Origin of the sequence: Algorimicrobium echini, from assembly GCF_900115185.1 — a bacterium.
GTDB lineage: Bacteria > Bacteroidota > Bacteroidia > Flavobacteriales > Flavobacteriaceae > Algorimicrobium > Algorimicrobium echini.
On sequence record NZ_FOVN01000002.1, the window covers coordinates 460,372 to 483,232 of the forward strand.

The window sequence follows — 22,861 nt, forward strand, 5'->3', positions numbered from 1 at the left end:
AAAACTCAAGCACGTCTCTAATTGACGTGCTTTTTTTTACATTTGTTTTATGGGTAAAAAAACATTGGCAATTATGGCTGCTGGCATGGGTTCTCGCTTTGGTAGTCTTAAACAATTACATCCAATTTATGATACATTTGCTATTATAGATTACAGCATTTATGATGCCATTATTGTGGGCTACAATCACATAGTCTTTATTGTGCGTGATGAAATTTTAATGCCGTATAAAACCAGATATACCAATAAATTACCAAATCATATTTCAGTAGATTTTGTCGTACAAAACACGCAAATACCAAACACCCACAAACGGGCTAAACCTTGGGGAACAGGACATGCTCTACTAGCTTTAAAGCAGGCTGTTACAACTGATTTCACCTTAATAAATGCCGATGATTTCTATGGAAGAAAAGCCTTTCAACTCATGCATGATGCTTTATTTAAAGAGACTAATTTAAATCATTATTTAGTTGCTTATACATTAAAAAACACCTTATCCGACAATGGATCGGTTTCTCGTGGCATTTGTTATATCGATAAAAACCAAAATTTAATTAGCATTGAAGAACTTACCACTATTAAGAGGAATGATGATGGCGAAATAACTTCACAAACAAATCTAATTTCTGAAGCCCTAAACCCAACCGTTCTAGTGTCCATGAATTTCTGGGGTTTTAAACATTCCGTTTTCGATGTTGCTAACGATCTATTCTTGAAATTCTTAAATACTATAACTGATTTTGAGAAAGACGAGTTTTACGTTACCTATATTATAAATCATCTTATAGAAAACAATTTAGGAGATATTCAGGTTTTGATAACAGATGATATCTGGTTTGGCATGACTTATTCCGCAGATGAAGCTTTAGTTCGAGAAAATATTCAATCATGTATTTACGCTAATTTCTATCCTAAAAAGCTTTGGTAAATGACTCAAAAATTGAAACACATCTGTAAAGTTTTTGGTATTGAGAGCCCAATAATAAGCATTGAAACATTGCATTCTGGACATATTAACGATACTTTTTTAGTAACCCATAAAAATGATGAAAGTTTCATATTACAAAAATTAAACAGCAAGGTTTTTAAAAATATCGAATCTGTTATTTTTAATAAAATTCTAGTTACGAATGTTTTACGAGATAATTATAAAAAAAAGAATTTGCCGTATCAAGCTATAACCTATTTAAAAACAACTCAAAACAAATACTTACATCAGGAAGCAGACTCTTATTGGAATGTCATGGAGTTTATACCAAACACCAAAACCCTTGAAAAAACCGAAATACCTGAAATAGCTTTTGAAGCCGGAAAGCTATATGGCGACTTTATTGTAAATACTGAATCCATTTTACCAGAGTCTGTTACTGAAACATTAAAGAATTTTCATGATGTTCCTTTTAGGTTCACACAGTTTGAAGATGCCTTAAAAGTTGCTAAACCATACCGATTAGAATTAGCAAATGATTTAATAGCTTTTGCACAAAAACATAAACAAACAATGTGTACATTGGCTTATTTACGAGCAGAAAACCGCTTCCCTATTCGGGTTACACATAACGATGCTAAATTATCCAATATATTATTTGACAACAATAATAAAGGTAAAGCGGTTATTGATTTAGATACCATAATGCCTGGATTAATTCACTATGATTTTGGAGATTCTGTGCGTTCCATCTGCACAAAATCAACTGAAGATGAAACAGATTTATCTAAAATTTATATTGATTTAGAACTGTATGAAGCCTATTGTTCTGGATTTGCTTTAAAAACAAAGTCTATTTTAAAACCAGAAGAAATTGAATATTTGCCATTAGGTATTCAAACAATCATTTTTATAATGGGTTTACGTTTTTTAACTGATTTCTTAAATAACGATACTTATTATAAAACCACTCATGCAAATCACAACTTGGACCGTGCAATAAATCAGTTTACTTTATTAGCATCTGTTTTTGATAATTTGAAAGCTATAGAGCAAATTACAAAACAACATTTTACATAATATCACGTAATAATTCGTTTTTCCGTTTAGCTTCCCATGTTCCACCAGTAAAATCTGGAATTTTAGTACTTGCACTATTATTAGCAACCGATAATTCAGATAGTGGTGTAATAGCACTCCACAAAACACTATCATATAAATTGATATCCAAAGGCAAGCCTTTATTCAGACAACGTATCATTCTATATATCATAACGAAATCCATACCACCATGACCTACTGCATTAGCATCAATTTGTGTTCGTAGTTTTTTCCAAAGTGGGTGGTCATAGCGCTCCCGATACTCTTTGTATTCTTCATCTTTTAACCAGGAATGTCCCCATTGTAATTCTTCATGGCCAACATATAATCTAGATGGGTAGCCTTCATGTACCGCTTTTGTTCCTGTAACGGTATTTAATCTGGAGTACGGTCTTCCTGTATGTGTATCAAATTGAAGCATGATAGTTTTACCTTTTTTCGTTTTAATTAAAGAAGTGTTCATATCACCACATGCAAAATTTTGAGTTCTAAAGTTTTCTTTTTTAGCAGCTTCACTCAAACTTTGTTCTTTTGAGCTCATGCTCACTAAATGGTCATAACTATCACCACGACCTATATCCATATAGAAACTAACAGGTCCTAAACCATGACCAGTATAAAAATTTCCGTTATTGGTTTCATGGTGTTTTATGCGCCATTGATTTTCATAATATGTGGCGTCAAGCATATGCTTACGTAAATCGTGAATATAAGCGCCTTCTGCATGATTAATATCACCAAAAACACCTTCATTAATCATATTCAATATCCAGAGTTCTTCACCATTAAAACAGCAATTCTCCATATACATGCAATGCTTTTTAGTGCGCTCTGCGACTTCAATTAATTTCCAACAATCTTTTAAGGTTAGCGCTAATGGCTGCTCACAAGCCACATGCTTATTATGTTCCATACCATAAACACACATTTCCGTATGAAAATTCCAAGGTGTTGCAATGATTAGAATGTCAATATCGTCCCGCTTGGCCATTTTTTTCCAAGCGTTTTCATCACCAAAATACAGATTGGCACCTTCGGGTTGAATTGTTTTTAAATAGTCGTTGTTTTTTGTGACTTTATCTTCTTTTAAATCAGAAAGTGCTACAATTTCAGCGTGATTATGCGCAATTAAATACTCAAACATTTGAATCAATACAGATCCTCTATTCCCCATACCAATCATACCAACTCGCACTTTATCAATAGGTTTATCGGCATAACTCACCATATTTCCTAGCGCTTTATTAGTACCTAGCAAGGCATTTACAGCATCGACTTCTTGAATGTTTTCACGATTATTTCCAGCAATTAAACTAGGTGTCAGACCTAAAAATAATCCTGCTCTGGCAGTAAGGTTTAGAAACGATTTTCTATTCATTATATGGAGGTTTTAAAATAAACCCCAAGTTATAAAATATAAGTAAATAAAAAATAGTGTAAAAAAAGGAAATTGAATTAGTTAATTTTTACTTGAAGCTAACGTTTTTTGATAAATAGCCTCATATTGAGGCACTATTTTATGAATATCAAATTTACTAGCTTGTTTTGTAGCTTGTAGTTTAAATGTACCTAATATATTGGTATCTTTTAATATAGATAGGGCATTTTTACTCATGTCTTCTACATCGCCTACAGAGCTTAAAAACCCAGAAAGACCATGCACATTTACTTCTGGTATACCACCCGAATTACTTGAAATTACAGGTACACCAGACGCCATAGCTTCCAAAGCAGCTAAACCAAAACTTTCGGTTTCAGAAGGCAGTATAAACAAATCTGAAAAACACAAAATACGGTCAACCTCATTGCTATTACCAAGGAATACCACTTTATTTTCTATTCCTAAATCTATTGCTAATTGCTCTGCTCCTTCTTTTTCAGGCCCTTCGCCTACCATCATTAGTTTAGCAGGTATTTCTTTTTGAATATTGTAAAAAACTCTAATGACATCCGCAATACGTTTAACTGGTCTAAAATTACTAACATGTGTAATAATACGCTCATTTTCTTGTGCCATCATAGCACGTTGGCAATCGGTAAAAGTATTAATATGCTTTCCAATATCTATAAAATTGGTTACCACTTCAATGTCATTCTTTATATCAAATAACCTTAAAGTATCTCGTTTTAAGCTTTCAGAAACGGATGTTACTGCATCAGATTGATTAATACTGAAGGTAACCGCTGTTTTATAAAATGGATGGCTTCCTACCAAGGTTATATCTGTTCCGTGAAGCGTTGTTACTATAGGTACATAAATTCCTTCTTCTTGAAGCATTTTTTTAGCCATATACGCAGCGTAAGCATGCGGAATGGCATAATGAACATGAAGCACTTCAATTTTGTGAAGTTTAACCATGTCCACCAATTTACTGGAAAGCGCTAGCTCATATGGTTGGTAATGAAATAGTGGATATTCTGGAACTGTTACTTCATGAAAATGAACGTTACTTCCTAAAAGTTCCAACCTAACTGGTTGTTTATAGGTTATAAAGTGAACTTCATGACCACGTTTTGAAAGCTCTATTCCTAACTCTGTAGCTACTACTCCACTTCCACCAAACGTTGGGTAACAAACAATTCCTATTTTCATTAATTTAACTTTTTAAATTTTTAATAAAATTTCAGTAAAAAGTGAAACTCTAATAATTAATAATCCATGCTTGGTCGGAAAAAAAGTACTTTCTATACAGGTAATTTAAATTAATCAATAATAGCTTCATAAATTAACGCCTGAATATCTGTTCTAATATTTTCTTTAAGTAAGGTATTGGCACCTGCATTAGGATACGTTCTATTAGCTAAAAAAACATATACTATTTCTTCTTCAGGATCCGCCCAAGCATATGTACCTGTAAAACCTGAATGCCCGAAACTAGTCATGGAAACACATCCGCAGGTTGGTCCAGATTCTCCCAATTGTGGCTTATCAAAACCTATTCCACGGCGATTATCTTTATCGCAGTAAAAACAGGTATTAAACTTATCTAAAGTAACGCTCTTAAAATACCGTTTTCCACCATAAAACCCTTTTTGTAAATAGGTTTGCATAATTTTAGCGACATCGTTAGCATTACTGAAAATTCCAGCATGTCCACCTACACCGCCTTGCATGGCTGCTCCCATATCATGGACATAGCCTTGCACTTTTTGATATCGGTAATAATCGTCCATTTCAGAAGGCACAATATTTATATCACTAAATTTAGTATTTGGATTATAAGTGGTATGATTAGCTCCTAAAGATTGATAAAAATGGTCTTGTACCAATTCATCTAAGCCTTTCTCATAATATTTCTCCAAATACTTTTTAAGTATATAATATGGTAAATCACTATAACGGTAGCGTAATGTTTTTAATAAATCACTTTCTCTAATTATTTTCTGCATACTATCTTGGTAGTCGGCACGCATATATAGTTCATTAGCCACTTTTACTGTAAATTTCCCACCATACTCCTTGCGGTAATATTTAGGGTCTGGCAGTTTATTACTGTCTAAAGTGGCAAAATAAAATGGAATCCATGGACTTAACCGTGCATAATGGGATAGCATTTGCTTTAAAGTAATGTCTTTTTTATTAGAGTTGGTATATTCGGGAAGTATTTTAGATAACTTGGTATCTAATGAAACAATTCCTTTTTCTTCCAATTCCATTAACAATGGTAATGTTGCCAAAATTTTTGTTAAGGATGCAACATCATATATATCGTTGAATTTAACGGGTTCTGAATCTGTATCATAGGTGTGTTTACCAAAGTTCTTATTATAAATAACTTTACCTTTTCTAGCAACTAGCAGTTGAATACCAGGCGTCATTTTTTCATCAACTGCACGTTGAGCTACGGCATCAATTTTATGAAGTTTTTCACTACTCATCCCAACACGTTCTGGAGTGGTGTAACCTAACCTTGACAAACTTGAAAGCGTTATACCGTTTCCAACAACAAATCCATTACCTATGGAAACAGGCAAATTTCCTTGCGCTTGAACCGCTCCAAAAATGACTTGAGCTGATGCGTCTTGAGCTTTCGGGCTATTTTGATAACTCACTACAAGACTTTCAACATTTTCTAGAGTTTTAACATCTAACAACGCATATGGTCTTACAAAAACATCCAGAATAACGGTATTAGTTCGTGCTATCTCATATAACCAAACTAGTTCTTTATCTGAAAACTCAAAACTTTTCCAAGGGGTATCATTGGAACGGTGAAAACCGATTATAACCGTATTATACGCTTTTAGTTTTTCAATAACTTCATCTAAATTATCACCTATAACCTCATGAACTTTTCCGTATTTTTGAAGGCCTTTAAGAAAGTCTGTCCCATCATCATCACCAAGTTTAACATAGGCTATTTTTTTAGTTTCTAAATTCCGTATCGGTAAAACATCCCCTTTGTTTTTCACAACAGTTATGGCATTCTCCATGAGTTTCTCATAGAGCACATCATCTTCAGGTCTGTTTAAATCGGATATTAAATTATCTAAATCAACAGGTATATACTTATTAAGTTCTACTTTGTATTTAGCCTTCAATATTTTTTTAACTGAATGCGCTAAACGCTCTTCAGTAATGTCACCAGCATTATAAGCTTCTCTTATTTTATCAATAGCTTTGGGTACATCTTCCGAAATTAACAGAATATCATTTCCTGCTTGAAAAGCGGCTAAATCAATTGCTCCAGGACTGTCAAAATCAGCAACACCTTTCATATTTAAAGCATCTGTAAAAATAAGCCCTTTAAAGCCGAGTTGGTCTTTAAGGATATCTGTAATAACATGTTTAGACAAAGATGTTGGTAACCCATTTTCAGGTTCTAAAGCTGGCACATTTAAATGCGCAACCATAACACTAGAAACACCTTCTTTTATTAGTCGCTTATAAGGATACATTTCTATAGAATCTATTCGCTTTAAATCGAAATCTATAGTTGGCAATGCTTTATGGGAATCGGTATCAGTATCTCCATGACCTGGAAAATGCTTGGCACTAGATAAAATTCCAGCATCATGCATACCTTGCATAAACACGGCTGCCTTTTCGGTGACATTTTCTCTATCTTCACCAAATGATCGGTTTCCAATAATTGGATTTTTTGGATTAGTGTTAATATCAATATCTGGTGCAAAATTAAAATGTACCCCTAAACGCTTACAGTGTTCACCAATATGGTAACCAGCTTTTGCTACTAATTGGTTATCTTTTATGGCACCAAGCGTCATATTCCATGGAAAAGCATAGGTTGAATCTAAACGCATACTCAAACCCCATTCTGCATCCATTCCAACTAACAGTGGAACTTTTGCAACATCTTGCAATTCATTATTAAATCTTGCTTGATTTACAGGATCTCCTTTGGAAAAAATAATACCTCCAATATGGTTATTAGTTACCATTTGGCTGATAATATTTTCATGCCTTAAGCCTTTGTTAGAAAATGCTTGAACCATAAAAAGCTGGCCAATTTTTTCATCTAAAGTCATGCTGGCATAAATACTATCCACCCATTTTAATTGCTCATTAGCATCAGGAGTTAACAGAGGGTCTGTAGTTTGTGCAAACAAAACCGGTTTTAAAGCAATAAATAAAACTGCAAAAAATAATAAGCGCATAAAATGAAATGATTATTTATAGTTTGATATTAAAAAACTATGCCAAATTACCAATTTTGACAAAAAGAAGCACAGACTTTAAGATAGATTTATAACGGGAATAGTTTTAAATTATTGACATTGATTTTCATATTCTTCAAGAAATTCATAGTAACGCTTGAGAGCATATTTTGTATCTAAATCCCAAACAAATCTTTTTCGTTTGGATTTATCTAGTTTTTTAGCTTCCGCTTTTTTAAACTTGTTGTGTTCTTTTAAGTCTTGTCGTGTTTTTTTTCTGTTTTCACTGGATTCCAAAATAACAGATTGTTCCTTTAAATAGGTTTGAAAAACTTCGCAGTCTTTAGTTGGTAAAGAAAAGGCTTTTATAAATTTATCATCCAAGCTCCAAAAACTAAACAAGGAACCTACAGTAATGTCCTGTGGCATGTAAGCATACTCTTGATCTTTATGTTTTAAGTAAACAAGCGGTGTTACGGATATACCTGTATAAAGCGGTTTTTTACCACTATTAGGGTCATGAAATAATACAGTAAGGACGTACATTTTTACCGTTCCATCACGAACTAAAGGCACTAAAATATCACGATCTTTATATACCGTTTCCAAATTATTAGTGATAGTTTTTACTTTAATCATATCAAAAACCACAGGTTCAGTATTTATATCAAAAATTGTAAGCGTCTTTATTGTGTTTGTTGGAATTTTATAGGGTTTGGCGTCTTTTGATTCTTTTACAATAAGGTAAGATCTACCAGCTCGATTAGCTTCTAGATTTCGTAAACCTACGCCAAAACCACTAAACTCGAAGGTGCTTGCCTCTAAAAAATCTTTTAAAAGTAACCGTTTAGTTTCGTTGTTGGTAAATGTAATTTCTGCTAGATAAAAATCCTTTTTAATAAAAAAGATATCTATTTGTGCAAAACTATTTGTTGTGAGACAAATAGTAATGATTAACAAAAGCCATTTAATTTTCATGAATAAATATGTTGATTGATAGTTTATTTAATAAAACGTGCGTGCCAACTCTCACTGGCAGGAACTTCCCAATGTTCATTAAATTCTGCAATATTATTCACTAAATTATTAAACACGATAGTGTTTTTAGAAACGGCACGATCTTTTGCCATTTGTCTAAAATCAGTTAAAGTTTTATAAGCTATAAAATCTCCTTGCTTATAAGAAACATTCATTTTATCCATTAAATCCACATCATATTCTTTTTCTAATTCTTGAATAAAATGAACAGAAGCATCAATGGAACAACCAGTTGCTTTATTCATGTTTTGATTTAACGCTAACACTATAAATCGTTTATATTTAATTGTATATCCAGCTTGCAAATCACTTCCATGAGCCGTCCAATTTTCAATAAAAGTATTCAGTTTTGATTGCATTTCTTGCAATTCAATATCAGTGAAAGTACGATTTGCTTGGTATATCCAAACACGAGAGTCTTTTGGTAATGTATTAAAATCTACTAGCATTATTTTTTTTCTTTAGTTTTACTATATCCTGTTGTAAGTCCCATTATTAAACCAAAAAAGAAGAAATAGAACAAAAACTGATTCAAATCGAATGGCTGTCTATCCAAGTAATCGAATGCTGACATTGCTGAAGCAAATACAAAACCTTGAATTCCTCCCGAAATTAATCCTTTTTTAATATTTTTTGAATTGACCTTTATAATTTTTACGCCTTGGTTATTTTGTTCCTAAAAGCAATAGCCATAAAAAGCCCTACAAATACAGCTTGAAAAATATATCTTTCCCATATTACTGGCTCTTCTTTAAAAAAATCCCATAGATAGAGTGCAAATCCATTGACAAATCCTGACACTATCCCAAAAATTACACGCCCTTTTAATGTGTTTTTTTCTGTTTTCAATTTCATAAGAGTTATTTTTTCGGTTACGAAGTCGTACCTAATCAAAAACCAATATTCCGACACCAAAAAGTACAGACTGAAAAATATACTTCCCAATGGAAGCTACTTCAGTATTATAATAATCAAAGCAGCTCCAAAACCTACGGCTGCAATTACGACAGATATATAGTTTGCTTTTTTAACTTATTTATTGCGCTTTGCTTCTTCCTTTTTTACTTTTCGGTATGCCATATAGGCATTAAAAAATCCGAATAACACAAAATGCAGAGCAAATTTTAAAATTGAAAATTGGCGTCCCATAAAATAATCGAATGCCACCATAACTAGGGCAAACATAATTCCTGAAATAACACCTAATTTTAGATATGTTTTATTTTTTTCAAAAAAACTCATTAATTCTATAAATCTTCAGCGTTAGCAATTAATTCAGCAATATCCATAACGTCAATATTTGCTTCTTGGTCTTTGGCTTTAACACCATCAGTCATCATGGTATTACAGAAAGGACAACCAGCAGCAATAATCTCTGGTTTGGTTTCAATGGCTTGTTCTGTACGTTCTACATTAATTTCTTTATTTCCTTTTTCCGCGTCTTTAAACATCTGTGCGCCACCTGCTCCACAGCATAAACCACGACTTTTACAACTCTTCATTTCTATTAATTCGGCATCCAATTTCCGAATTAACTCACGAGGTGCTTCATAAACACCATTAGCGCGACCTAGAAAACATGGGTCATGAAATGTGATACGTTTACCTTTAAACTGACCACCTTCAATAGTTAAGCGTCCTTCTTCCAACAACGATTTTAAAAATTGTGTATGGTGCATGACCTCATACTGGCCACCAAGTCCTGGGTATTCATTTTTCATGGTATTGAAACAATGCGGACAGGTTGTTACTATTTTCTTGATTTCATAAGCATTCATGACCTCAATATTTGTAACAGCTTGCATTTGGAACAAAAATTCATTTCCGCTTCGTTTTGCTGGATCGCCTGTACAACCTTCTTCGGTTCCCAAAACGGCAAAGTCTACATTTGACTTATTTAAAATTCGTACGAAAGCTTTGGTTATTTTTTTAGCTCTATCATCAAAACTTCCAGCACAACCAACCCAAAATAACACTTCTGGTTGTTTGCCTTCTGCCATATACTCTGCCATAGTTGGCACTTTAAGTTGTTCGCTCATAATATTATTATTCGTGTTTACCATCGTCAAAAACTTGGATGGTGACTTTTTTATCAACTAAATCTGTAAATTTTCCTTTATATCGCGTGGCCTTTACCAAATGATTATCTATCCAGTGATAATTGCCGCCTCGTGGTTTACCCATTAACAGACTATGAAACTTAAAACCATGTTTATTAAGCCATTTTTCAGTAACCTCACGATGGTCTTCAGTTCTGGATGTAAAGAAACAAATTAAATGTCCTTCATTGTACCATTTATTACAAGTAGCTAAAGCATCTGGATATGGCTCACAAGTACCCATCCGTTCAGGTTCTTCATTGGGAACATCTTCTGTTATGGTACCATCAATATCTATTAAATAATTTTTTACACCTTCAGGTAAAATGGGACTTACTTTTTCGCCTGCTTCTACTTTTTCGTGTAATAATTTATCTGCGTCTTCTCGTTTCATTCTAATGGGTCTTTATTCAATCTTTTTGGGAATATCTTCATTTTCAATTTCAGTTTCTTCCGTATTCATTTCTAAAAAATCATCTTTGGAAATTCGGATTATAATAGCTAATCTCTTAATCCCATTCTCTAGAATATTATCTGGATTATAGCGTTCATTATAAGCACGATTTAAGGCTTCATAACCAATTTTAGTTGTTTGTTTATCTGAACAGTAATCGCAAAAAACAGTTGTTAATTTAATTTCTTTGGCTTCTTTATTCTGATACGTTATTTCAGTATAAACTTTTATTTGTAATGAATCTTTTGCATAACCTTGAGCACGCGTACTATTGATTCCAATAAAAAATACACAAACTAATAGGCTATATGTTATTATGCAATTATTAATATTTTAAATTTTATCTAGATTAAATAATCTGAAAACGTTTGAAAAAACAGTTCCAAACCCCATTCCAATTAATATACCACTAATAAAAGTATCTTGTTTGTTTCCAAAAAAATGATAACACAAACCCACTGCACAAATAATAATTCCTGTAATTACAATTGTTTTAGGTTGGTACCAAAGTTTATTCATGTTATTACTCGTTTTTCCAGTTTAAGCGATCCATTTGGTTATAAGGCCAAGGAGCTGCATTATTTTCTATATTGGTCATCATATTATTCAACTCGGTAGGTGCCGCACTTTGCTCCATAACCAAGTAACGACGCATATCCATGATAATGGAAAGTGGATCAATACTAACAGGACAAGCTTCTACACAAGCATTACAAGATGTGCAAGCCCATAGCTCTTCCCGTGTGATGTAATCATCCAATAGTTGTTTTCCATCATCTTGAAAAACACCTTTATTTGCATCTATATTTTTTCCAACTTCTTCCAATCTATCTCGTGTATCCATCATGATTTTACGAGGTGAAAGTTTTTTACCTGTTATATTTGCTGGACATTCACTGGTACAACGGCCACATTCTGTACAGGTGTAGGCGTTTAATAATTGTACCCAGTTTAAATCTTGAACATCACTAGCACCAAATTTTGCTGGCATGTCATTATCACTATCTTCTTCTGGTGCTGCAAACGGATCAGCATCTGGATCCATCATCATTTTAACTTCCTTTGTTACTGCTTCTAAATTATTAAGCTGTCCTTTAGGTTTTACTTTTCCATAATAGGTGTTAGGAAACGCCAATAAAATGTGTAAATGTTTGGAGAAATACAAGTAATTTAAGAAAACTAGAATCCCCAAAATATGTAACCACCAAGCTGAACGCTCAATAACATGAACAGTTGCATCTGGTAAGCCATTAAATAATGGTGCTATAAACTGACTGATAACATTCCCTGAATTTAGATCCTGAAATACCATGTCTGTGGCATTCATAACCAAGAATACGGTCATTAATACCATTTCAAAATATAGAATAATATTACCGTCACTCTTTGGCCAACTTGTCATTTCGGCTTTCCAAAATCGTTGAATTTTAATGACATTTCTTCGTAACCAAAAGATAACTACAGAGACAAACACTAATGCTGCTAATATTTCAAAAGAACCTATTAAGAATCCGTAAACAGATGTAGGCAGAATTTCTAGAAAAATTCTGTGTGTTCCAAAAAGCCCATCGATAATAATTTCGAGTACTTCAATATTAATAATTATGAAACCAACATAAACAATTACGTGTAAAAAACCAGATATGGGTCGTTTTACCATTTTACTTTGGCCCAACGCAATATTAATCATGTTTTTCCAACGTTGAGATGTATTATCACTCACGTCTACATCTTGACCAAGTTTTATGTTACGAAGTAGTTTTTTGACATTATTAGCAAAGTAGCCAATACCAAAAATTAAAGCGATAGCAAAAATAATATTAGGAATGTAATTCATGGTTGGTTTGGTTTATTGTCTTTCGTCTTCAGGTTTTACGTATTCGTCTTTATTTTTTCCGCCAAAAACGGACACGTTAACATAACGTTTTGGGTTTAATTTAAAATCTTGTAACAACTCTTTAAGTTGCATGGAAGCAACCTCTAAATTATCATACAGTTTATCATCCTTAAGGAGTTTACCCATGGTGCCCTGACCATTATCTAAATCTGCTAATAGATTATTAACATTTGCCAATGTTGTATCAAGATTACCAAGTGTATTGGAAATGTCCGCCTTCTTTAAATCTGCTGAAACTACAGCTAGATTAGCACTTATTGAATCGAAATTTTTAATAACAGATGTTAAGTTTGCTTCGTTTTTAGCCACCAAAGAATTAATGGAACCCGATAACGCGTTAAACGATTTAATGGTGGCATTTAATTCTGCAATAGCATTTTTTAAACCTGAATCCGAAGTATCTTCAATAAGTCCATTTATACCAATAAGTAAGGTGTCGGCCGTTTTTAATGTTGTTCCCAAATCGGAACTTAATTCAGAGAAATTTCCAGATAGTTGTTCAATTAACCCCTTCTCTACTTCCGATTCAAACATGGCTCCATCTTCAGCCATTTCAGTATCTGTACCCGGAATAATAGCAATGGCATTATCTCCTAACAGTCCAGATGCATACATACGAACTTTACTGTTTTTTGAAAATTTCAAATCGTTATCAACAGCAAAAATAACACGTGTTTTACGTGTTTCAGGAATATATTTTATTTCTTTAATTTGACCAATATTGTTGCCTTTAATGGTTACTGCAGAAGATTCGGCTAAAGCATTATAATCAAATTCTGTTTGGTACGTATTTGCGCCATCCAACAGGTTGACACCTTGTAGAAAATTAATTCCAAAAATAAGAAAGACAATTCCTGAAATGACTAATATGGCTGTTTTTACTTCTTTAGATAGTTTCAAAGTGATAAAATTTGGTTATTAAACAAAATTAGAAATAAAATAATAAAGAATACCTTTAATTTGAAGTTGTTTTTAGCACTTCCGTCAGTGGCACTTGTTGGTTATTTTTAAAAGCGACAATAAAACAACCATCATATCCCTTTAAATCTGCCTCACTTTTTAGTCGTTTAGCCACATTGTAATCGGATGTTGACCCGTAATAATATTTATATAGCTCCCCTAATTCTTCGACTGAAATTGGATCTAATCCTTTAAAATTATAGGGTTTGGTCATAATTTTTCTGGAACTGGCCGCTATTTGAATTTTAAAGGTTATATCTTCATAAATATCTTCTTCTAATGTTTCTGATACTAAATCTGTTTCTGTTATATTGTTAGAGAAATAACCACCAACATTTTGATCTAAATTATCTTTATAATGCAAAATAGCTTCTTTAATTGCTGAAGCCATTTCATCCTGTCCTTTGTTTGAGTTAAGATATAAGCCTTCTGGTTTATAAGTTAAAAAACCAGTTTCTATCAATACACTCGGCATATAAGTGTTATGCAAAACCCAAAATCCGGCTTGTTTAACACCACGACTTTTGCGTTTTAATTTACCTGTAAAATTATTTTCAATAAAACTGGCTAGTTGAATACTCTGATCTAAATATTCTTCTTGCATTAAAGTTAATCCTATGAGTGATTCAGGTGAATTCGGGTCAAAACCTTCATAATGTTTTTCATAATCCTCTTCCAGAAAAATCACTTCATTTTCCTTTTTTGCAACATTAAAATTTTGCTCATTTACATGCAATCCAAGCACGTAGGTTTCTGTACCGTGTGCACTATTTGAAAAGGCATTGCAATGAACCGAAACAAATAAATCGGCATCTGCCTTATTTGCAATTGCAGCACGTTCTCTTAACTTCAAGAATACATCTGTTTTACGGGTGTAAATAACTTGAATATCCTGATTCTTTTCTAATGCTTTTCCAACTTCCAGAACAATATTCAAAGCAATATTTTTCTCTTTAAAACCATTACCTAAATTGCCAGGATCGTGTCCACCATGACCAGCATCGAGTACCACAACAAATTTATCGGATTTGCTTTGCGAAAAAACCGAATTAACCGAAGAAACAATTAAAAGCAAGGTTAAAAATAAGAAACTTATATTGGTGTTCGTTTTCATATAGAATATAACAACTTTTTTATGGGTTTATTTTAATTTTGGAATTTTTGGATATATTAATTTAATCACAAAAAATATATGTAATTTTGGCAATTCAAAAACCGAGCCATACTTTTACAAAAATACATTTAAAAGCGTTGCGTACAAACAACTTTCACATACTTTTTGCCTTAAGTTTTACAGTGTTTATCAACATGTTGGGCTTTGCCCAAGATTTGCCAAAATCGGGTATCCAAGTAGAATCCAACAAGGAAAACGACAGCTTAAATGTGAGTATTACAGATGCTTTGAAGTCAGATATTAGCGAAAAGGGACAAGATTCTACTCTTACAGACACAGTAAAACCTAAAAAAGAAATGATTTCTGGCCCTGTTAAGTATAAAGCTACAGATTACACATCGTTTAATAATAAGGAGCAAAAATTATACATGTATAATGAAGCGGAAGTTTATTATGAAGATATGGAACTTAAAGCTGGTGTGATAATTATTGATTATAACACAAATACGGTTTTTGCGAAAGGAATAATAGACTCGACAGGTGTTTATACCCAAGCACCTATTTTTAAACAGGCCGAAAATGAAGTTAAACCCGATTCTATAAAATTCAATACAGTCACCGAAAAAGCGCTCATCTATAATTCGAATACAGAACAAGGTGATATTAAAATATTTGCGCCCATTACCAAAAAAGTAAATGATTCGATTATTTTTTTATATAAAGGCCGATTTACAACTGCTAAAGATATCGAGAATCCAGAATACTATTTTCAGTCTAATAAAATAAAAATTGTTCCTGGTGAAAAAATTGTAGTTGGTGTTACCAATATGGTAATAGCTGATGTGCCAACACCATTGGGCTTACCGTTTGGTTTTTTTCCATTAACAAATAAAGAAACATCCGGTGTTATTATTCCTACGTTTGGAGAAGAAAATAATCGTGGGTATTTCATTCAAAATGGTGGTTATTATTTTGCATTAAGTGATTATTTTGATTTGGCTGTTTTGGGAGATTATTATACAAACGGCAGTTATGGTTTACGCATGGAAAGTGCCTATGCCAATAAATATAAGTTTCGTGGTAACCTCGGGTTTAGGTATGAAAACTTAATTAATAGTGAACGTGGCTTCCCTGATTATGGAAAATCATCTATTTATAACATTCGCTGGTCACATGCACAAGATCCAAAGGCAAATCCAAATTCTCGATTTTCAGCATCTGTCAACTTGGGAAGTAGCAGGTATTATCAAACTTCCATAAATCAAGTTAATGCTCCTAGTTTTCTTAATAACACATTAGCGTCATCTGTTTCATACTCAAAAACATTTCAGGGAGAACCGCAAGTTAACATGAGTGCAACTGCTACACATTCGCAAAACACAAATACAGAAGTCATCAATATGACACTGCCAACGGTTCAGGCTAGCGTGAGCCGTGTCTTTCCATTTGCTCCAAAAGAGGGTGTAAAAAAAGGAATTATTCAAAATGTTAACTTTCAGTATAACATACGTGCTGAAAATAGGATAGAAACAACTGATTCGCTGTTCTTCAAAAAAGAAATGTGGGACAGTGCAGAAAATGGTGTACAACATAGTATACCATTAACTACAAATTTTAAAGTTTTTAAATATTTAAGTTTAAGCGCTAGTACTTCTTATGATGAAACATGGGTGTTTGAAACCGTTAATAAATATTATGATCCTTCTGAAAACGAAGTAGTTACAGAAACAAAAAAAGGTTTCGATGCCTTTAGAACATATAACTTTAGTACCAGTCTAGGTACAACACTATACGGAATGTTCGATTTTAGGAAAGCAGGAAAGAATCCTAAAATTCAACAAATTAGACACGTAATGAGGCCCTCAATGAGTTACAATATCAATCCTTCATTTAGTAACTATTATCAAACATATGAAGTGGTTAGTGCCGATGGTTTAACTGTTACTGAAGAAGAATACACACGTTTTGAGGGTGGTATATTTGGTGTACCAAATAACCGATATTCTAGCTCAATTGGTATGAGTTTATCCAATAATATAGAAGCTAAAGTTCGTGACAGAGATTCCACAGCAACAGAACCTAAAAAAATTAAAATTCTCGATAACTTAAACTTTTCTACGGCTTACAATTTAGCTGGCGACTCATTAAACTGGAGTCCCTTAAGGATGTCAGGAGGCACACAACTATTAAACAATCAAATGTCGGTAAACTTCGGTGCAACGTTAGACCCTTATGCTCTAGATAACAACAATTCCAAAATTGATAAGTTTAACATAGACAATGGTGGTAGTTTATTCCGTTTAACAAGCGCGAATATAACTATGAGTTACTCCATTTCTAGCAGCACGTTTGATGGTACAGAAAACGACCGAAGCACGCAGGAAAATTTACGTAGTGGTGGTCGAGCGGATGATTTATTTGGTCGTGCTCAAGATTTTTCTGACCAAAGTTATTACGATAAGGAAGATGAGGATGAGGAAAGAAAGCCCAGCAAATTATACACAAATAAAATACCGTGGAACATTAAATTTGCTTACGCAGTAAATTATAATAATACACAACGGCAAAATGAAATTTCATCGCATTCTCTCATGTTTTCTGGTGATGTAGAGGTTGCGCCACAGTGGACTGTTGGCGCCTCATCGGGATATGATTTTAAAAACAGAGGGTTTACATATACTCAACTACGTTTTGAGCGCGATTTATTAAGTTGGCGTATGAATTTTAGCTGGGTTCCTTTTAGCACTAGAAGTTCTTGGTATTTCTTTATTGGGATAAAATCTAATATCTTAAAAGATATTAAGTATGATAAACGACGTCAACCTGACCAACAACTATAATTTTTAAATTGATTTCTACTGTTATGAAAAAAATTATTAACACTTCACAAGCTCCTGCTCCAATTGGTCCATATAATCAAGCTGTATTAGTTGGAAACATGCTTTATACCTCTGGCCAAATTGCTATTAACCCAACTACCAACGAATTAGTTTTAGACACTATAGAATTAGAAACAGAACAGGTTATGCAAAACATGAAAGCTGTACTAGAAGCTGCTAATATGACTTTTGAAAACGTGATTAAGTCGACAATATTCATCAGCGATATGGAAAATTTTTCTAAAATTAATAGCATATACGCTACCTATTTCAATTCAGAAACAGCACCAGCTCGTGAAACTGTAGAAGTTGCCAATTTACCAAAGTATGTTAATGTAGAAATTAGCATGATAGCCGCAAAATAAAACCCTTAAAAAGCCAAAGACCAACTTATACCAACCGTATCACTATCCGAACCAATGTCTTTGAAAGTTACGGATCGTAAATACGATAATTTAATAGCCTGTGTTTTAGTTATAGGAGCACCAAAAGATAAAGCACCTAAAAAATCGCCTCTTGAATCATTTTGTGAAACGCCATCAATTGTAGCCGCTGCTCCAGTTCCTAAACCAAGACTACCAGAAATCCATATTCTATTCTTAAACCGGTGAATGAGGTGCGATTGCACAGCATATAATGGGTTTTGCTTTTTCTGTTGATTATTAAAAAACTGGTTATTATTTGTTATTATGAATACAGAGGTTGTTAACTCATAAGACCAACGACCCCAATTATGAACCATCCCAATTTGCGGTCTAAAAACAAAGCGATTATTTCCTAAATTAATTAAACGGTTCTCGGCATATTGTCCCAATGGAAAATTAACAGCTAAAGATATCCCTAACATGGTATTAACAGGATTAGCTTTCATGTACTCCATCATTTCCAATTTACCCATAGCACTTGGGCCAATTAAGTTTAATGATACGCGTATACGAGGATCAGAAAAACCTTCTCGATTAATTGCTTGAGGCTCTCCTGAAATTCGCCCTTCCCATTGGCCAAAAACAAAGGGAATTGTAACATCTACACGTGCTAATTTATTACCAATTTTAAAAGGCTGAACATAGGACACAGCTATAACATCCATATTCTGTTTTACGTCTTCTATTTGCAAAACTGGGTCAAAATACACATCACTTTCAGATACACCATAACCAATACCAACAACATGAGTTCCTAATGGCAAAGGGTTCCAACGACGTGGCTCAATGTCTTGTGAAAAAGTCTGAAAAGTAGTAGCTAACAGAGAAATCGAGATTACTAGATTTCTTAAAATGCCTGTATTCATAAAAAACCAATAGAATTAATTGCCACACAATATATATGACAGCTTGAGCTTTAAAGCACCTGCAAATTAAAAAATTATATCAGATATATTCTATTAATAATAAAAAGTATAAATATTATAATATTTGATGCTACAGACCTTTTATTAAAAGTAAAGCCGTTGCTGGGTTGGTTGCAAGAGGTACATCATGAACATCACACAAGCGAATCAGCATTAAAACATCAGGTTCGTGTGGATGCTTTTCTAGTGGGTCTCTAAAAAACAGTACCATGTTGCATAACCCTTCGGCAACACGACCTGCAATTTGTGCATCACCTCCTAAAGGTCCTGACAGTAATTTATTTACTTTAAATCCAGCACTTTCCACTTTATTTCCTGTTGTACCAGTAGAAACCAATGTCACATGACTCTGATGAAAAAAACCTTTATGTTCATTTAAAAACTGTACCATTTCAGCTTTCTTCCCGTCATGTGCTATAATTGCTATTTCCATTAGGCCTCTTTATTTGTATGATAGTTAACCAAGCCATCAATTGGCCGCCTTATAATATTACCAACTTTAAACTGATATTCTTCGGCTACTTCTAAAATTTCATCTTTAGAAAAATGTGCAATTGAACCTGCAAAATGAACTGGAACACTTTTAATTTCTTCTTTAAATTGAAGAATCATGTTTTCTGAGAATAACCGTAAGCCCTTTTTAATTAAATCCTTTATATATTTAGTTTCTTTATTCAGGAACATAAATTCAGCAAAATTGGCCAAGTAAGCATTTGGATTAGGCTGTTTGTAGAGGTTATATTTTATAAAATCGGTATCTAAATTATATTTATCGGCAAATGCAATTCTTATAGTTTCTGGCATATGATTAAAATAATAGTCCCGAATTAATTGTTTACCGTAATAATTCCCTGAAGCATCATCCATAAGTGTATATCCTAAAGATTTAACCCGTTGGTGTAAATTTTTACCATCAAAATAACTACAGTTTGAACCTGTTCCTAAAATGCAAACTACCGCTATTTCATTTGGTGTATTCAATGTAGCACGAACTGCTGCATAGGTATCTTCTTTAACTTCGATAAGTGCATTAATAAAAATAGATTCTAACACATATTTTAAAAGTAATCTAGGTTTTTCAGTGCCGCAACCTGCTCCATAAAAATAAACGTGAGATACATCCAATTTATGTTTTTTTAAATCGGGATGTTTATTTATAATCTTAAAGAGTTTTTTCTCTTTTAAAATGGCTGGATTAAGACCTTTGGTTCTTATTTTCTCTAACAATTGGTTTCCATTTTCATCAACAGAAATCCAATCGCATTTTGTAGAGCCACTATCAACAATTAGTATCATATTTTCTAGAATAAAAAAATCCGCAGTCTACAATATTCTATTATAAAACTGCGGATATAAATGTAGTCATTAATTTAAATACTATTTATATGTTGTGCTAATTCTACTAATTTATTGGAATAGGCAAATTCATTATCATACCAAGCAACCAACTTAAAGAATTTAGGATTCAACTCGATAGCCGAATCGGCATCAAAAACACAGGTTCGAGTTTCGCTAACGAAATCTTGAGACACCACTGCTTCTTCGGTATAACCTAAAACACCTTTTAATGGGCCGTTTGCAGCCTCCTTGAACACTTTTTTAATAGCCTCTAAAGAGGTTTCGTTTTTGGTCCTTACTGTTAAATCTACAACAGAAACATCTGCAGTTGGAACTCGGAATGCCATGCCTGTTAATTTTCCATCTAATTCAGGAATTACTTTACCTACAGCCTTTGCAGCTCCAGTAGAGGTTGGAATAATGTTATTGATTGCTGAACGACCTAAACGGTAATTTTTTTTGTTTGGACTATCAACTGTGCTTTGTGATGCAGTTGTAGCGTGTATAGTTGTCATTAATGCTTCTTCAATACCAAAGTTATCATTAACAATTTTAGCCATAGGAGCTAAACAGTTTGTTGTACAAGAAGCATTGGATACAATGGTTTCCGATGCTTTCACAAGGTGATGATTAACACCCATAACAAACATAGGTGCATCTTTACTTGGTGCAGAAATGACTACTTTTTTCGCTCCAGCATCAATATGTGCTTGAGCCGTTTCTAAAGTAGTAAAAATCCCAGTGCAATCTGCAACAACATCAGTGTTTACTGCATCCCATTTTAAATTTTTAGGGTCGCGTTCAGCTGTTACTCGTACGGTCTTTCCATTTACAACCAAATGGCCATTTTCAACTTCAACAGTACCATCAAATCGACCGTGAACGGAATCATACTTTAATAAATAGGCTAAATGGTTTACATCTAACAAATCGTTTATTGCCACGACTTCAACGTCTGACTTATTTACCGTTGCTCTAAATACAATTCGGCCAATTCTTCCAAATCCGTTGATTCCTAATTTTAATTTTGACATATTTTAAATTCTATTTTCTTGTTAATACTATGTATTACGTGGTCATAATATCAGAGACACGTAATAACTCTTTATTGATTTCTGTTTTGCCTTTTACAGCTTTATCTAATGGTGTTAGCTCTATTTTGTTATCTAGAATACCAACCATATAATTGCTTTTTCCTTCCAAAAGTGTTTCCACAGCCTTGACTCCCATTCTACTGGCTAAAACACGATCAAAACACGATGGCGAACCTCCACGTTGCATGTGTCCGAGAACAGAAACACGCACATCATATTCTTCCATATTTTCTTCGACATAATCTTTCAATTCAAATACATTTTTACCAATCTTATCACCTTCTGCTACAACAACGATACTAGAAGACTTTCCAGATTTTTTACTTCGTCTTAATGATTCTAATAATCTATCCAATCCTAAATCTTCTTCCGGAATTAGTATTTCTTCAGCACCAGCACCAACGCCTGCATTTAAAGCAATATGACCTACATCACGACCCATAACTTCTACAAAAAACAAACGCTTATGGGAACTTGCTGTATCTCGAATTTTATCAATAACCTCAACAACGGTATTTAAAGCGGTATCAAAACCTAGGGTGTAATTTGTACCAAAAATATCATTATCAATAGTACCTGGAATGCCAATAATTGGAAAATTAAATTCCTCATTAAATACTAATCCACCAGTAAATGTACCATCGCCTCCAATTAACACCAAGGCATCAATACCAACACTTTTAAGTTGTAAAAATGCTTTCTGACGACCTTCTTTAGTCATAAACTCTTTAGATCTAGCCGATTTTAGCATGGTACCACCTGAATGAATGATATTATTAACACTACGCGCAGACAGAATTTTAAAATCACCCTCTATTAGTCCTTCAAAACCTCTGTAAACGCCTATACATTCTATTTCATGAAAGGCACAAGTTCTAACAACAGACCGAATGGCAGCATTCATTCCTGGCGAATCTCCACCAGAAGTTAAAACACCTATTTTTTTTATTTTTTTTGACATAACAAAACACTTAATTACGTAAATC

The 22,861-nt window shown here is 33.4% G+C and carries 22 protein-coding genes; 4 read left to right on the forward strand and 18 right to left on the reverse strand.

Features of this window, described 5'->3' with window-relative positions; translation table 11 throughout:
• The first annotated feature begins 49 nt into the window (after positions 1–49).
• Both BM239_RS08260 and BM239_RS08265 read left to right on the forward strand, forming a co-directional pair.
• Positions 50–931 (forward strand): sugar phosphate nucleotidyltransferase, encoded by an 882-nt coding sequence (locus BM239_RS08260; RefSeq protein ID WP_092207369.1) that lies wholly within the window; start codon positions 50–52, stop codon positions 929–931.
• Complete coding sequence (locus BM239_RS08265) at positions 932–2,011, forward strand: phosphotransferase enzyme family protein (protein WP_092207371.1); 1,080 nt, start codon at positions 932–934, stop codon at positions 2,009–2,011.
• Here the strand turns inward: BM239_RS08265 and BM239_RS08270 are convergent.
• The 13 genes from BM239_RS08270 to BM239_RS08335 all read right to left on the reverse strand — a co-directional run bounded on the left by BM239_RS08270 (position 2,004) and on the right by BM239_RS08335 (position 15,213).
• Complete coding sequence (locus BM239_RS08270; RefSeq protein WP_092207373.1) at positions 2,004–3,410, reverse strand: Gfo/Idh/MocA family oxidoreductase; 1,407 nt, start codon at positions 3,408–3,410, stop codon at positions 2,004–2,006. The genes BM239_RS08265 and BM239_RS08270 overlap by 8 nt on opposite strands.
• An 81-nt stretch (positions 3,411–3,491) precedes the next feature.
• Positions 3,492–4,625 carry an N-acetyl-alpha-D-glucosaminyl L-malate synthase BshA gene (gene bshA, locus BM239_RS08275; protein ID WP_092207375.1) on the reverse strand — a complete coding sequence of 378 codons (1,134 nt, stop codon included), beginning with the start codon at positions 4,623–4,625 and terminating at the stop codon, positions 3,492–3,494.
• A gap of 110 nt (positions 4,626–4,735) precedes the next feature.
• Positions 4,736–7,651: a serine hydrolase domain-containing protein gene (locus tag BM239_RS08280; protein ID WP_092207377.1), complete on the reverse strand. Its 2,916-nt coding sequence runs from the start codon at positions 7,649–7,651 to the stop codon at positions 4,736–4,738.
• A 111-nt stretch (positions 7,652–7,762) separates the two neighbouring features.
• Entirely contained in the window at positions 7,763–8,629 is an 867-nt protein-coding gene (locus BM239_RS08285) for a hypothetical protein (protein WP_092207379.1), read from the reverse strand.
• Between the two features lie 23 nt (positions 8,630–8,652).
• Positions 8,653–9,138 (reverse strand): ABC transporter ATPase, encoded by a 486-nt coding sequence (locus tag BM239_RS08290; protein ID WP_092207381.1) that lies wholly within the window; start codon positions 9,136–9,138, stop codon positions 8,653–8,655.
• A gap of 205 nt (positions 9,139–9,343) precedes the next feature.
• Positions 9,344–9,544, reverse strand: coding sequence for a hypothetical protein (locus BM239_RS08295; RefSeq protein WP_092207383.1), 201 nt, complete (start codon positions 9,542–9,544; stop codon positions 9,344–9,346).
• Positions 9,545–9,721: 177 nt separating this feature from the next.
• Complete coding sequence (locus BM239_RS08300; RefSeq protein WP_092207385.1) at positions 9,722–9,931, reverse strand: hypothetical protein; 210 nt, start codon at positions 9,929–9,931, stop codon at positions 9,722–9,724.
• Positions 9,932–9,936: 5 nt separating this feature from the next.
• Complete coding sequence (locus tag BM239_RS08305; protein ID WP_092207554.1) at positions 9,937–10,728, reverse strand: (Fe-S)-binding protein; 792 nt, start codon at positions 10,726–10,728, stop codon at positions 9,937–9,939.
• 7 nt (positions 10,729–10,735) lie between these two features.
• Positions 10,736–11,182, reverse strand: a complete 447-nt coding sequence (locus BM239_RS08310) for an LNS2 domain-containing protein (RefSeq protein ID WP_092207387.1) — start codon at positions 11,180–11,182, stop codon at positions 10,736–10,738.
• A gap of 393 nt (positions 11,183–11,575) precedes the next feature.
• On the reverse strand, positions 11,576–11,761 hold the full coding sequence (locus tag BM239_RS08320; RefSeq protein WP_092207389.1) for a hypothetical protein: 186 nt from the start codon (positions 11,759–11,761) through the stop codon (positions 11,576–11,578).
• A gap of 4 nt (positions 11,762–11,765) precedes the next feature.
• Complete coding sequence (locus tag BM239_RS08325; RefSeq protein WP_092207391.1) at positions 11,766–13,079, reverse strand: 4Fe-4S dicluster domain-containing protein; 1,314 nt, start codon at positions 13,077–13,079, stop codon at positions 11,766–11,768.
• A 12-nt stretch (positions 13,080–13,091) separates the two neighbouring features.
• Complete coding sequence (locus BM239_RS08330; protein ID WP_092207393.1) at positions 13,092–14,039, reverse strand: MlaD family protein; 948 nt, start codon at positions 14,037–14,039, stop codon at positions 13,092–13,094.
• A gap of 55 nt (positions 14,040–14,094) precedes the next feature.
• The gene (locus BM239_RS08335; RefSeq protein WP_092207395.1) at positions 14,095–15,213 is read right to left on the reverse strand and encodes an N-acetylmuramoyl-L-alanine amidase family protein; all 1,119 of its coding nucleotides are present in this window, start codon (positions 15,211–15,213) and stop codon (positions 14,095–14,097) included.
• Between the two features lie 86 nt (positions 15,214–15,299).
• Between BM239_RS08335 and BM239_RS08340 the strand changes: the two genes are divergently transcribed.
• Both BM239_RS08340 and BM239_RS08345 read left to right on the forward strand, forming a co-directional pair.
• Positions 15,300–18,053 carry a putative LPS assembly protein LptD gene (locus tag BM239_RS08340; protein WP_092207397.1) on the forward strand — a complete coding sequence of 918 codons (2,754 nt, stop codon included), beginning with the start codon at positions 15,300–15,302 and terminating at the stop codon, positions 18,051–18,053.
• 23 nt (positions 18,054–18,076) lie between these two features.
• Positions 18,077–18,457 (forward strand): Rid family detoxifying hydrolase, encoded by a 381-nt coding sequence (locus BM239_RS08345; RefSeq protein ID WP_092207399.1) that lies wholly within the window; start codon positions 18,077–18,079, stop codon positions 18,455–18,457.
• A 5-nt stretch (positions 18,458–18,462) separates the two neighbouring features.
• On the opposite strand, the gene BM239_RS08350 is transcribed toward BM239_RS08345, so the two are convergent.
• The 5 genes from BM239_RS08350 to pfkA all read right to left on the reverse strand — a co-directional run bounded on the left by BM239_RS08350 (position 18,463) and on the right by pfkA (position 22,836).
• Positions 18,463–19,383, reverse strand: a complete 921-nt coding sequence (locus BM239_RS08350) for a transporter (protein WP_245758211.1) — start codon at positions 19,381–19,383, stop codon at positions 18,463–18,465.
• Between the two features lie 130 nt (positions 19,384–19,513).
• Entirely contained in the window at positions 19,514–19,876 is a 363-nt protein-coding gene (locus tag BM239_RS08355; protein ID WP_092207401.1) for a methylglyoxal synthase, read from the reverse strand.
• Positions 19,876–20,739, reverse strand: coding sequence for an N-acetylglucosamine kinase (locus BM239_RS08360; protein ID WP_092207403.1), 864 nt, complete (start codon positions 20,737–20,739; stop codon positions 19,876–19,878). The genes BM239_RS08355 and BM239_RS08360 overlap by 1 nt, the downstream gene beginning before the upstream one ends.
• A 74-nt stretch (positions 20,740–20,813) precedes the next feature.
• On the reverse strand, positions 20,814–21,815 hold the full coding sequence (gene gap, locus BM239_RS08365; RefSeq protein WP_092207405.1) for a type I glyceraldehyde-3-phosphate dehydrogenase: 1,002 nt from the start codon (positions 21,813–21,815) through the stop codon (positions 20,814–20,816).
• A 34-nt stretch (positions 21,816–21,849) separates the two neighbouring features.
• Complete coding sequence (pfkA, locus tag BM239_RS08370) at positions 21,850–22,836, reverse strand: 6-phosphofructokinase (RefSeq protein WP_092207408.1); 987 nt, start codon at positions 22,834–22,836, stop codon at positions 21,850–21,852.
• Positions 22,837–22,861: the final 25 nt, after the last annotated feature.